Origin of the sequence: Paractinoplanes atraurantiacus, from assembly GCF_900215205.1 — a bacterium.
Taxonomy (GTDB): Bacteria; Actinomycetota; Actinomycetes; order Mycobacteriales; family Micromonosporaceae; genus Actinoplanes; species Actinoplanes atraurantiacus.
This window is the reverse complement of the sequence record NZ_OBDY01000026.1, coordinates 79077-91067: the sequence shown is the minus strand read 5'-3', so window position 1 is coordinate 91067 and position 11991 is coordinate 79077. Positions and strand designations below refer to the sequence as shown.

Annotated in this window: 10 protein-coding genes and 1 pseudogene; 7 read left to right on the top strand and 4 right to left on the bottom strand. The window is 71.4% G+C overall.

Features of this window, described 5'->3' with window-relative positions; genetic code table 11:
* Positions 1 to 28 precede the first annotated feature (28 nt).
* Entirely contained in the window at positions 29 to 544 is a 516-nt protein-coding gene (locus tag CRP55_RS39250) for a GNAT family N-acetyltransferase (RefSeq protein ID WP_179855521.1), read from the bottom strand.
* A gap of 367 nt (positions 545 to 911) precedes the next feature.
* On the opposite strand from CRP55_RS39250, the gene CRP55_RS39240 reads away from it, so the two are divergent.
* Both CRP55_RS39240 and CRP55_RS56565 read left to right on the top strand, forming a co-directional pair.
* Entirely contained in the window at positions 912 to 2150 is a 1239-nt protein-coding gene (locus tag CRP55_RS39240; RefSeq protein WP_097327131.1) for an IS701 family transposase, read from the top strand.
* A gap of 186 nt (positions 2151 to 2336) precedes the next feature.
* Positions 2337 to 2827, top strand: a pseudogene (locus tag CRP55_RS56565) (transposase); the annotation flags it as partial.
* Here the strand turns inward: CRP55_RS56565 and CRP55_RS39230 are convergent.
* Entirely contained in the window at positions 2824 to 3645 is an 822-nt protein-coding gene (locus CRP55_RS39230; RefSeq protein WP_097327062.1) for a methylenetetrahydrofolate reductase, read from the bottom strand. The pseudogene CRP55_RS56565 and the gene CRP55_RS39230 sit on opposite strands and share 4 nt — an antisense overlap.
* Positions 3646 to 3658: 13 nt before the next feature.
* Positions 3659 to 5143, bottom strand: a complete 1485-nt coding sequence (locus CRP55_RS39225; protein ID WP_245923657.1) for a class I SAM-dependent methyltransferase — start codon at positions 5141 to 5143, stop codon at positions 3659 to 3661.
* Between the two features lie 76 nt (positions 5144 to 5219).
* Here CRP55_RS39225 and CRP55_RS39220 point away from each other — a divergent pair, with 76 nt between their 5' ends.
* Positions 5220 to 5951: a hypothetical protein gene (locus CRP55_RS39220; protein ID WP_097327061.1), complete on the top strand. Its 732-nt coding sequence runs from the start codon at positions 5220 to 5222 to the stop codon at positions 5949 to 5951.
* Positions 5948 to 7711 (top strand): hypothetical protein, encoded by a 1764-nt coding sequence (locus CRP55_RS39215; protein ID WP_097327060.1) that lies wholly within the window; start codon positions 5948 to 5950, stop codon positions 7709 to 7711. Before CRP55_RS39220 ends, CRP55_RS39215 begins: the two co-directional genes overlap by 4 nt.
* 12 nt (positions 7712 to 7723) lie before the next feature.
* On the opposite strand, the gene CRP55_RS39210 is transcribed toward CRP55_RS39215, so the two are convergent.
* Positions 7724 to 8965: a vanadium-dependent haloperoxidase gene (locus CRP55_RS39210; RefSeq protein WP_097327059.1), complete on the bottom strand. Its 1242-nt coding sequence runs from the start codon at positions 8963 to 8965 to the stop codon at positions 7724 to 7726.
* Between the two features lie 401 nt (positions 8966 to 9366).
* Here CRP55_RS39210 and CRP55_RS39205 point away from each other — a divergent pair, with 401 nt between their 5' ends.
* From CRP55_RS39205 to CRP55_RS39195, 3 genes are read left to right on the top strand one after another with little or no spacing between them, the layout of a single operon-like run.
* The gene (locus CRP55_RS39205) at positions 9367 to 9708 is read left to right on the top strand and encodes an STAS domain-containing protein (protein WP_097327058.1); all 342 of its coding nucleotides are present in this window, start codon (positions 9367 to 9369) and stop codon (positions 9706 to 9708) included.
* Positions 9709 to 9723: 15 nt separating this feature from the next.
* The gene (locus tag CRP55_RS39200) at positions 9724 to 11565 is read left to right on the top strand and encodes a PP2C family protein-serine/threonine phosphatase (protein ID WP_097327057.1); all 1842 of its coding nucleotides are present in this window, start codon (positions 9724 to 9726) and stop codon (positions 11563 to 11565) included.
* Positions 11558 to 11974: an ATP-binding protein gene (locus CRP55_RS39195; protein ID WP_097327056.1), complete on the top strand. Its 417-nt coding sequence runs from the start codon at positions 11558 to 11560 to the stop codon at positions 11972 to 11974. Before CRP55_RS39200 ends, CRP55_RS39195 begins: the two co-directional genes overlap by 8 nt.
* Positions 11975 to 11991 lie beyond the last annotated feature (17 nt).

Genomic DNA, 11991 nt, shown 5'->3' with positions numbered 1-11991 from the left:
TCCGCATCGGCCCGCCGGCCCGGCTACGTCACGGCTGCAACCCAGCGCTCCGCAACGGCACCGGACGAGCACCCGAGCGGGCCAGGGCGTACCTGACATGGGTTTCCGCCTCTTCGACCCGGTGCATGCCGAGGCGCTCCATCAAGCCCCAGGAGGCGCTGTTGGCAGGGTGGCAGGTGGCGGTCACCGTTTTCAGGGCGAAGGTCTCGAAGGCGTACGGCAGGAAGGCCTGCATCGCCTCCCGGGCGTAGCCGCGACCGTGGAAGCCGGGGTGGAACTGAAAGCCGACATCGCCGGTCTTCGCGGGTCGCGCCGGCAGCCAGACACCGAGGTCACCGATCACCCGCTTTTCGTCGGCCAGCTCCACGGCGAACCCATGCCACGCGTCCCGGGCGCCGTCGTCCAGCGCCGCCTGGGCGGCCAGATAGCCGGTCGCCTGAGCGGAGGTCATCGGCTCACCCGGCAGATGCCGGCGCACCGCGGGGTCGCCCTGGTACGCCAGGAAGTCCGCCAGGTCACCCGGCGCGAACCGGCGAATCGTCAAACGCTCATTCTGCAAAAAGCCTCCCATCAGACAGTCGCCACATCGCCGCGCCGCCGGTCCGTCATGAAGGGCAGGGCGGTGACGACCGCCCTGATCGGCCGCGGGGCCATTCCGGGGCGCCCCCACACTACGGTCACCTCGGTGCCGGGGGCGGCGTGCATGCGTCTGCTCCTGGCGCCGGCCCGCGTACTCGCGCTCCACGACCTCCGGCGTCCACGGCCTCGCGCCCGGCTTCCACACCTGACCCACCGGCGGCCTCGCCGTGGCGATCCCGTCCTGAGATTCGCGGTGCGTCCGCTAGTAGTGCTTTGTCACTTTCGGGTGGTTGATGGTGACAAGTACGAGCTGATCTTGGTGTCGTCGAATGATGGATGCCGTTGCTGCGCAGCGCCTTGCTGGTGATTTGGAGGACTTCGTCGGCGATGTGTTCGCGTCGTTGACCCGTGCGGGATGGCAGGACCGGGCCGGGCACTACCTGCGCGGGCTGATGCTCGACGGGCGTCGCAAGTCGATCCAGCCGATGGCGGCCCGGCTTGCCGGGCCGCATGAGCAAGCGTTGAACCACTTCGTCACCAACAGCCCGTGGGACGCCGCGACGGTGCGCCGGCGCCTCGCCGTGCGGATGAGCGAAGCGATCGAGCCGGCGGCGTGGTCTCTGGACGACACCGGCTGGCTCAAGTGCGGCACCGCGTCGGTATGCGTGGCCCGGCAATACACCGGCACCGCCGGGAAGGTCACCAACTGCCAGATCGGCGTCAGCCTGAACCTGGTCACCGACACCGCGTCCTGCCCGGTCGACTGGCGGCTGTTCGTGCCCGAGTCGTGGGATCCGGCGGTTCCCGAGGCCGGTGAACGCCGCCGCAAGGCCGGCATGCCCGACGACGCGGAACACCGCGAGAAGTGGCGGTTAGGCCTGGAGATGATCGACGAGGTGACCGGCTGGAACGGTCAACCGCCGCTGATCGTCGCCGACGCCGGTTACGGCGACGCCGCCGAGTTCCGCCAGGAACTCGACAACCGCAACCTGACCTACGTCGTCGGCGTGAACAACGCGCACACCGCGTTGACCGCCGACACCCAGCGCACCGCACCGCCCTACAAAGGCGCCGGCCGCCGACCGCCGCTGATCTACCGGCAAGCCGCACCCAGCCTGAAGACTCATGTCCTGACCGCCGGCCGCGAGGCCGTCAGGCAGATCAGCTGGCGCACCGGCTCACGACGGCGTAACGGCCAGAACCGGCCGATGCGCGGGCACTTCGTGTTCCTGCGGCTGCGCCCGGCCAGCTGGGTGCACCGCCGGGCCGTCGACTTCGGTGACCTGCCAGTGCGCTGGCTGATCGCCGAGTGGCCGCCCAGCGAGCCCGAGCCGACCCGCTACTGGCTGTCGAACCTGCCGGCCACCACCCCGAAACGCCGGCTCGTGCGGCTGGCGAAGCTGCGCTGGCGCATCGAACACGACTACCGCGAGATCAAAACCGGCCTCGGCCTGGACCACTACGAAGGCCGCACCTGGCAAGGCTGGCACCACCACACCACCCTCGTCAGCGCGGCGCACGCCTTCCTGACCCTGCAACGCCTCGACCCAAAAACCCCTGCGCCGGAATGACCCTCTACGCGGTACTCCGACGCCTGCAACACCTGCTCGTCACCATCATCGGCACCTGCCCCACCTGCAAAACCCCCTTCCCACAACAGAAACCGGAGCACCGCCGAAGATCATGACAAGGCACTACTAGGGCCGTGTTTTCGTAGGCGTCGATGTCACGGCGTGGCGGTGATCGATAACAGAAGAGGTCTCCGGTGGCGGGTCCGGACCGGTTCACCCTGGCGGGATGTGCCCGAGGTGTATCCGCCCTGGCCTCGTTGCAGACCCGGGCGGACACGGGCGGGTTGATCGACTGGACGATCAGCGTCGACATAACCATCAGCCGCGCCCACCAACACGCCGCCGGAGCCCGCCCGGCGCCGGCCGGCCACGAGTCCGCCCGGACATCGTGCTGGCCGACAAGGCCTCCACGTCGCGCGCCAACCGGGCCCACCTACGCGGTCGCGGTATCACCGCCCGTATTCCGAGCAAGAGTGACCAGGACGCGCACCGCAAAGCCAAAGGATCCAAAGGCGAACGTCCGCCCACCTTCGATCCCGAGCTCTACCGTCTGCGCCACGCCGTGGAATGCGGCATCAACCAGCTCAAACAACACCGAGCCATGGCCACTCGGTACGACAAACCTCGCCGTCGCGGCCATCAACCAATGGCTACGCGCCCTACGAAGCACGACCTAGAACGCGAAGTCACGGATCCACTCCGCGGTGGCTTGCAGGCCGCCGAAGGTGTAGAAGTGCAGCTTCACCTGGCCGTGTGTTTCTGGGTGGTAGTCGGTGGCCAGGGTGCGCAGGAACTCGCCGGGGCCGGCCGTGCCGACCAGGTTGGTGATCGACAGGCCGTATTTGCGGGCGATCGACGTGCTGGTGGCGACGCCGAAGCGGGCGGCGTAGCGCAGCAGCCGCCGCACGCCGGCCGGGCCGGGCACGCCGATGCGCACGGGGGAGTCGATGCCGCGTTCGCGGACGGCGGCGATCCAGTCGAGGACCGGGTCGGTGTCGAAGCCGAACTGGGTGATGATGTCGCCGTCCAGCGAGCGCTTCCGCAGGGCGGCGCTCTTGCCGGTGAGGGCTTCCCACAAGATGTCGTACGGGATGTCGGGGTGACCCTCGGGATAGCCGGCGATGCTGGCCCGCCGCACCCCGTACCGCTCGAGCAGGCCCGACTCGATGATCGACAGCGAGTCCGGGTAGGGGCCGTGCGGATCGCTGGGGTCGCCGCTGACGACGAAGACCTCGTCGCTCACCCCGGCCGTTCGCAGCGCGGCCAGGAACTCCTCCAGCATCTGCCGCGAGGCGAGGCGACGGGCCGAGACGTGCGGTACGGGGATGAAGCCGGCCGCCCGAACGGCGTGCGCCGCCGCCAGCCGCGCGGCGAGGTCTTCGTGGCCGAGGAACGTGACGTTGATCCGGGTGCCCGGCGGGAGGGCGACCCGGGCGCCGGCCAGTTCGCCGACGTCCTTGCCGGTCATCTCGAGCGAGAAGTCGTCCAGCAGCACGGCCGGCCCGGTGTCAGCCGTTGTGGGGGCGGCGGGCCACCGCGAGCAGGTGCGTCGACGGCCAGTTCAGTGGGGTGCCGTCGAGGTCGGTCAGGGAGGCGACCGGGGCGATCCGGTTGTCGACGACCCAGTCGTTGCGGATCGAGGTGGAGGCCGGGTCGATGGTGAAGCCGACCTCGGTGAGCAGGGCCGTCCAGTCGGCGAAGCTCAGGCCGCAGAACTGTTCCTTGGTCTCGGAGAGCCAGTTGTCGGTGTAGTCCTTGCGGGTCAGGAAGTCCATGGCCGAGGCCAGCTCGATCCGCACGGTCTCGGCGTCGACCGGCTCGTAGGAGAACGGGAACGCGAAGTCGGCCGCGAACTGGTCGAGCCGCGCGCGTGTCGACAATTTCTCCATGTACGCCTTCGACGGCTCGGCCGAGACGGCGGCCGGGTTGTCGCCGTCGTCGCGGGTCAGGCGCAGCAGCACCGAGCGGTGCGGGTCGTCGGGGCCGCAGACGTCGCTGTTGATCCAGACGCCGCCGGGTGCCGTGTGCTCGAAGATGCGGCGGGCGAATTCCAGGACCGAGGCGCGGCGTTGCCCGTACGACCAAATCTCGTGGGTCAAAGCGAACGTGAGCGTCGTGTCGACGGAGCGCTCGTCGAAGATGGCGCCGCCGAGGACGTTGCGCTGATAGAAGTAGACGTTCGCGTTGCGGAAGACGCCCTGGTCCTTCTTGTGCAGGCACTCCTGGTAGAGGTGGCGGGCGATCTCGACGCCGATCAGGTCGCTCTCGTAGAGGGCGGGCTCGCGGTCGGCCAGCTCCAGCACGGATCCGGCGCCGCAGCCGATGTCGACGATGCGGCCGGGCTCGACGTATTGCCGCACCGCGGACCATTTGCGCTCGGCGGCCACGGCGAACGCCTCGACGTACGTGCGGTAGTCGCGGGTGGCGGTGAGGCCGCCCTCGTCGCCGATGATCGGGTCGTTGATGACCGTGCGGACCGTGTCGACCAGGCGGTAGCGCTCGAAGACGTCGATGGTCGCCGGATGGGCCAGCTCGCGCCACGTGCCGTCGCCCCGGCTCAGCCGCAGGAGCACGTCCCAGGGCCGTTCCGGCTGGGGGTCCAGGGAGGCCTCGACCCAGGCGATCGGGAAGCCGAGAAGCTCGTACAGCTTGGCCACCTCGGGCGTCGAGCAGGCGACGAGGGTGTCCGAGGGGGTGAGGTCGAGCCCGGTGGCGACCGTGATCGTCTTGAGGGTGACCTCGGCGAACGCGTCGGTCGGGGCGGCGTCGAAGATCGGCACGACCACCGAGCGCAGACCGGTCTGCACGCTGAAGCGCTCGATGGCGGCCTCGCGGCGGTGGTACGGGACGGGGTTGCGCTTGGTGTTCTCGTGGTTGGCCGAGGTGACCGCCCAGACGATCGTCGAGCCGTCCTCGGCGAGCTGCCGCAGATAGTCGGCCTGGAAGCGGGTCAGCAGATGATGCCGGCCGGGAAAGAGAACGAAGCGCGCCACCGTGCTGATCTTACCCCGGACTGGTTCCCCTGAACGGCTGACCGGCACGCGGCACTGTGGACGGCATCATGGCGTCATGCGGCGGCGTGCCAAGCAGATCTGGGCCGACATCCGACATCGACGACATATCGACCTGTACGCCACCACGCTCGTCGCCCTGATCTTCGCCGCGTTGCTGCTGGTCGGGGCCGATCTGCCGGAGAGCGTACGGTGGTCGGTGCTCTTCGCGGCGGTCGGCTTCCTGCTGCTGCGGGCTGCGTTCGCGACCCACCGCGAGGAGCGGTTCCTGGATCGCGGCGCCTACGACCGCGACCCCGTCAACGACGCCCTGCGCCGGGCCAAGCACGTGTGGATCTTCGCGCCGGTCGGCTCGAACTTCCTCACCGACGAGCGCTGCGACCTGCTGCGCCGGGGTCCGCTGGCCCACGAGGGCGGCGTCGTCCGCGTGGTGGTGCTCAAGCAGTTCGACCCCGGCGACCCGATCTCCGAGCAGCTCGACGCGCTCCTCGACTACCCGGTGCAGAAGGCGGCCGATTCCCTGCGCGAGACGAGAGCCCGCCTCGCCGCGATGGAGAAATGGCAGGTCAACGGCACATTTGCGTACGGGGAAATCGGCTTCAACCCGGGCTTCAGTCTCGTGGCGATAAACCCGCACGGGGCCGGCGGCTTCGCCGATGTCGAGTTCCACGGTTTCCGCAACGACGCCGTCCGCTCCCGCATGCACATCCACCTGACCCGCGACGACGGCGCCTGGTACCTCTACTGGCTGGACCAGTTCGAGGCGATCTGGCGGTCGGCGCGCACATGACGGCGGTCTTCACCGGCGCCGGCATCAGCGGGGACGAGCCGACCGCCCTGCCGCGCGGGTTCGGCCTGCGCGACGCCGTCCTGCGGACCATGCACGAGGCCGCCCGGGACGCCCTCGGCGCGCTGGTCACCGACGAGCAGCTCGAGGAGTTGTGCGGCGCCGACTACAAGCTGGAGGTCGTTCTCGGCCGCCTGTGGGGCACGGTCGGCCCGGACGCGCTGGACTGCGTGCTCGCGCTGCGCGTCGACGTGCCGAACGAGGCGCACATGCTCTCGGCGCTGCACCTGCTCCGCGGCGGCACCCATGTGACGGTCAACTTCGACGTGGGCATCGAGATGGCGTACGACCTGATCAGCGGCGCCGCCGATCTCCCTCCCGGCACGCCCCGGGAGTATCTCGGCGCGCTGCCCTTGTGGCGGCAGGCGGCACCGGCGCTCCGCACCGTCTCGAGTCACGACGAGTTCGCCGCCTGGGAGGCTGACGGGCGGCCGCCCGCGCTGCTCAAGGTGCACGGCGGGCTCACCCGCGACCAGGACGCGCTGGCCGACGTGGTCGTGGTCGACATCGAGGAGCTCGGCCAGCTCACCGCCGAACGGGCCGCCGCCGTCGACGGCCTCGGCGCCGCCCCCGCCCTGATGATCACCGGCTATTCGGGCGGCGACCCCGACGTCTACGGGCCACTGCTGGCCGCGGCCGCCCGCACCGCGGCCACCTGGGCCTGCCTCGAGCTCCCGGCCGGCTCGGTGGTGCCCGGCGATGCCCACGACCACGGCATCGATCTGGTGCTGGGCCGGCCGCGGGGTCTCGCGGCGACGGCCTTGCGGGAACTGCTCGGCGCGGCGCCGCCCTGGCCGTCGGTGCCGTTCCCCGGCGACGGTTTCAACGACCGTTTCCACCGCTGGGAGAAAGACCTGCGGGCCGCGCACCCGGCCGGGACGATCGCCGAGGCCTGGGCCTGGCTGCTGGCCGACCTCGGGAAGGTGGACGTCGCGGTGGCGATGTTCGCCCGGCTGGACGCCCGCCTGCGGCACGCCGAGATCCTCTACAACCGGGCCCGCGGCGACGACCGTGAAGCCGCCCGCGAGATGTTCCGCCAGGTCGGAGCCGAGGCGCCGGACGCCGCGACCCGGCTGCACTGCCTGCTGCGGCTGGGCGACATCGCGCGGGGCCGGGCCAACCGGCAGGCCCGGGGTGTACGGGTTCTGGGCCACCTGGCCGAGTCGTACCTCCGGGCCGTCCAGGTGCTGGTCGCGACCCGGGGCGGGCGCCGCCACCTGGAGGAGGGCGGCGATGCCTACCGGCTGCTGCAACAGACGTCGCTGCGCCTGCTGGAACAGATGGCCACGGTCGGCCCGCGGGCGGCGTGGCCGGCGCTGGCCCTGTGCTGCCGCGTCGCCGCGCGATGGGGCGACCGGGCCGCCCGGCTGGTCCGCAACGGCAACCGTCTCTCACTGATCCGTCAGCACCGGGCCATGCTGCGTGCTGTGGGCGCCCTGCTGCGAGGCACACCGGCCCCATCGGACGTCCGAGCCGACATGCGGGCGCTGCGAGCCACCTACCGGGCCGCCGACGACCTGCCGGGTGCCGGGAACTGCACGGTCACCTTGGCCGTCCTGGCCCGAGCCGAGGGCGACCGGCCGGCCGCCCACGCGCTCCTGGGCGAGGCCCTCACCGATTACGCGGCGGGCCGCCCGGACGGTCGTCCCCTGCCGTCCGGCGAGGCCCTGGTCAAGGTCATGACCCGGCTGATCGACAGATAGGCCGCCGGAGGGTCAGCGTGGCTGGAACTCGCGGGCCAGGACGTAGCGGGTCACCTGTTCGCCCAGGTCGACGCCCTGGACGTCGGCGCTGCGGAAGTGCACACCGCCCCAGACGCGGGCCTCGATGACCTCAGCCGTGGCCTGGGAGAAGCTGCTGAAGTGGCGGGTCGTTCCCGAGTCGGCGCTGTAGGCGCTGAACGGGATGTCGTCGCGCCCGAAGAAGCGGCGCAGCGCCAGCATGATGGCGCCGGTCGTGCACGCGTGCCCGGAGGTGAAGTCGGGGAACGGCGGCGTGATCAGCAGCGGCGTCCATGCCGGATCGGCACTGGTGGCGGGGTTGCCGTCGGTGTCGGCCAGCTGGACCGCGGTGACCGGGCGCCAGAAGCCCCACCGGCGTTTCTGGGTGAAGCAGGCGATCGTCACGTCGGCCCGGGTCACGTCGGACATGGCGTACATCCGCGCGGTCCGCAAGGGACTCAGATGCTGGGTCTCGGCCAGCTGCGCCTTGATCTGCCATTCGGTCTGGCGCCGGTCGTGCCACCAGATCGCCGACTCGGTCTGGTCCTGGGTGCGGACCGTGCTGGTGGCCGAGCCGAGCGCCTTCACCTCGTTCAGATCCTCGGCGTAGGCGGCGCTGCCCAGGGCGGGCGGCCCGGCGGTACGGAAGTCGGCGCCGCTGCGGATGACGAACGGCCGGACATCGGCGACGTGCGCGCCCTCCTGCGCGAAGCCGGGCGGCGTGGGCCGCCACTGACCGGGCTCGGTGCCGACGTCCCAGGTGGCGACGCGGTCCGAGCCGTCGCCGCGGCGAGCGGCGATCATCGCGGCGGCCGCCTCCTCGCCGAGCGCGATGCCGCCCCGCTTGGCCCGCCCGTCGCGGACGGTGGCGAGCGACGCGCCGTACTGCGCGCCCAGCGTCGCCGCCTGCTCGGGGAAGATCGACAGCAGCACCCGATAGGCGGCGGTGGCCACGGCCGCGTCGAGCGAGTGCCCGCGCCGCTGGTGCACGGGAAGCAGATACGGCTCGTAGGGGCTGCCGGCCGCCGCGTTGGCCGCGTCATAGACGGCGCCTTGGACCATCGCGAAGACCCGGCCATTGATGTACGGCGGTTGGCGAGCGACCTCATAGGCGGCGGTGTGCGAGTGCTCGGCCCAGGTGACCACCATGTTGGGTTCCGGGCCCGGCTTCCCAGCGGCGATGGCAGTGCAGGACGACAGGGCAAGCGCGGCCACGACAATGACGCGTCGAATCATGTTCGAACACCCCCGTAGGCAGTCGCCTCAGCCTGCCCACGACCGCCGACCCGGGGCAAGGCATCGACATCTGCCTATGTCGCCGGTATCGGCTTCTACCGCCTTATGCGCTTTTGCGCGCTAAAGGGCCGCGGCGCTCCGCAGGGCGCCACTGACCCGGCGCCCTTGACCAGGCGCCGGGTCGAGCTGGCAACTTCCTCCCGATCCGGGCGGAGAACCAGATGGTGCAGGAGTTCGGTGTGGCCCAGGGAACGGCGCGCAAGTGGGCCGGGGAACCTTCGTGGCCCGGCGGCCGGAGCAACGGGCTCGGGGATTCCGCGGCAAGGGGCAACTTCCGAGGGATACCGGCTTCGGTGGGGCGCGCGTAGCGTGAGCCGGGGGCTTTGCTCGGAGGAGGGCCGATGCGGGCCGTTTCGGTCGGTGCGGATGGTGATGGCACGCTGGTCGTGGTGCTGCGCGGAGAGCTGGACTACACCAACTCGAGAGACGTCGCGACGGTGATCCGTGAGGCGGTGGCCGAGCGCCGGCCGCCGGCCGTGCGGGTCGATCTGGCCGAGGTCGGATTTCTGGACTCGTCGGGTATCGGTGTGCTGGTGCAGGCGTTGCAGGCGGCCGAGGACGTTCCGGCCGGGTTCCGCGTGCAGAACCCGCGGGACAAGGTGCTCGACCAGCTGCGGATCAGCGGGCTGCTGGAACTGTTCGGGCTGGTCGACGCCGCGGCCGGGCCGGGGGCGGCGAGCTGAGGGAGCGGGCACGCGGTGGATGCCGACCGGGGATATGCGCAGCGTCTGGCCGAGCTGGACGCGCGGATCGAGCAGGCCCGGCTGAGCCCGGAGATCGTGTGCGAGCGTGCGGCCGGTCTGCTCGCCGGGCGCAGCGGATGCCGCATCGAGGACGCCCACGCGCACATGCGGCAGCTGGCCGCCCAGCAGGGCTCCGGGCTCGGCGCCGTGGCCGCGGCGGTCATCGCGGCCCTGGAGACCCAGCTGCCGATGCCGTCGGCCGGGCCGCACACCGTCACCCCGAGGCCACCGCGCTCCGCCCCGCATCCGCCGTCGCCCGAGCGGTCGCCCCGGCCCACGCCGCCGGTGGAGGCAAGCGGTGCGGGCTGGGCCGACGTCGTACAGCAAATGCTCGACACCCTTCCCGGGCGGCACATCGTGGTCATCCCGGAGCGCGACGGCAGTGGGGAGATCGTCGACTACCGGTTCGTCGCCGTGAGCCCGTCGGTGGTCGATCTGGCCGGGCGCACCGGCGCGCAACTGGTCGGCGAACGGGTCAGCACCATCTATCCCAGCATCGTCGGCGGTCCGGTCTGGCGGGCGTGGTCCGAGGTGGCCGGCGACGGTCAGGCCCGCAGCGTCAGTGCGGTTCCCTACCTGCACCGCGACTCCGAATATCTGCTCACCGTCGACGTCCAACCGGTGGGGGCCGGACTGCTCAACACCTGGACCCGGCAGGACGAGCAGAGCCGCCTGACCGAGCGGATCGCACAGACCGAACGGCTGGGCCTGCTCGGCTGGGGCGAGTGGGATCTGGTCGCCGACGCCACCGTCTGGTCCGAGGGCCTGTACCGGATCTACGAACGCGACCCGGCCGACGGGCCGATGCCGCGGGAGGAGTCCGACGCCCTGGGGCTGCCCGAGGACGAGGAGCAGCGCCGGCAGGCCACCGAGGCGTTCGGCCGTGGGGAGACCGTGGACGTGACCACCCGGTCCCGCGTCAACGGCAAGATCAAGTGGCTGCGGGCCGTGGTCGACGCGGTCCGCGACGCCGACGGCCGGCCCGTCAAGATCTACGGCATCATCCAGGACGTCACCGCGCGCGAGACGAGCCGCCTCAAGCTGGCCGAGGTCGAGAAGCAGCTGCGCGAGCACCGGCAGGACCTGGCCACCGAACACCGGGTGGCGACGCAGCTCCAGCAGATCGTGATCCCCATCCCGAAGGCGCCGATCGAGCTGCCGGGGCTGCGCGTGGGCGTCCGCTACATCCCGGCCGAGCAGGCCGGACGGGTCGGCGGCGACTGGTACCACGCCGCCACCACGGACGAGGGGAACATCATCCTCGCCGTCGGCGACGTCGCCGGCCACGGCCTGCCCGCCGCGACCACCATGGCGGAGCTGCGGCACGCCCTGGCCGCCCTCGCGGCGACCACCACGTCCGATCCGGCCCGGCTGTTGAGCCACCTCAACCGGCTGATCCTGGGGACCGCCACGGCCACCGCGGTCGTCGCCCGCTACGAACCGGCCGGCCACACGCTGACCTGGGCCCAGGCCGGGCATCCGGCCCCGCTGCTGGCCCGCCGGGGAACCGCCGTCGAGCTGGCCCGGCCGAACGGGCCGCTGCTCGGCGCCTCGCGCTCGGCCGCCTACACGTCCGCCACCCGCGTCCTGGAGCCCGGCGATCTGCTGGTCATGTACACCGACGGGCTCATCGAGCACCGGTCCAGCAGCCTGAGCGAGGGCCTGGCCCGGGTGACCGCGCTGCTCGAGCGCGTCCTCGCCGCGGCCGGCCCGGAGCCCATGGACGACTTCCTGGCCCAGCTGCGCCGGGCCAACCCCGACGACGACACGTGCGTCCTGGTCGCCCGCCATGGCTGACCCGGGCCCGCCCCTGCTGCGCCGCGAGTTCGGCCTGGGCGGCCTGGTCGACCTGCGTCATCAGGTCGAGCGGAGCGCGCAGGACAGCGGCCTGATCGACGTGGCCCTGTACCGGTTCGTCGTCGCGGTCAACGAGATCACCACCAACGCCGTCCGGCACGGCGGCGGCCAGGGCCTTCTCGAGCTCTGGCGTACGGCGACCCGCCTGCACTGCCGGGTCACCGACCACGGTCCGGGCCTGACCTCGAGGCCGCCGATCGGCCGCCCGGCCGCGCGCACCCTCGACGGCCGCGGGCTGTGGCTGGCCCAGCAGGGCTGCGACGAGATGGTCATCGAGTCGGGCGCCCGCGGCACCACGGTCAAAATCGCGGTGGGTGCCAGACGGCTACCGCTTGGTAACAGCGTTTGAGTAGCGTGACCCCAGAT

Coding starts and splice junctions, on each gene's coding strand:
- CRP55_RS39220 (WP_097327061.1), top strand. CDS start 5,220: ATGCGGCGGCGTGCCAAGCAGATCTGGGCCGACATCCGACATCGACGA.
- CRP55_RS39205 (WP_097327058.1), top strand. CDS start 9,367: ATGCGGGCCGTTTCGGTCGGTGCGGATGGTGATGGCACGCTGGTCGTG.
- CRP55_RS39240 (WP_097327131.1), top strand. CDS start 912: ATGGATGCCGTTGCTGCGCAGCGCCTTGCTGGTGATTTGGAGGACTTC.
- CRP55_RS39195 (WP_097327056.1), top strand. CDS start 11,558: ATGGCTGACCCGGGCCCGCCCCTGCTGCGCCGCGAGTTCGGCCTGGGC.
- CRP55_RS39215 (WP_097327060.1), top strand. CDS start 5,948: ATGACGGCGGTCTTCACCGGCGCCGGCATCAGCGGGGACGAGCCGACC.
- CRP55_RS39210 (WP_097327059.1), bottom strand. CDS start 8,965: ATGATTCGACGCGTCATTGTCGTGGCCGCGCTTGCCCTGTCGTCCTGC.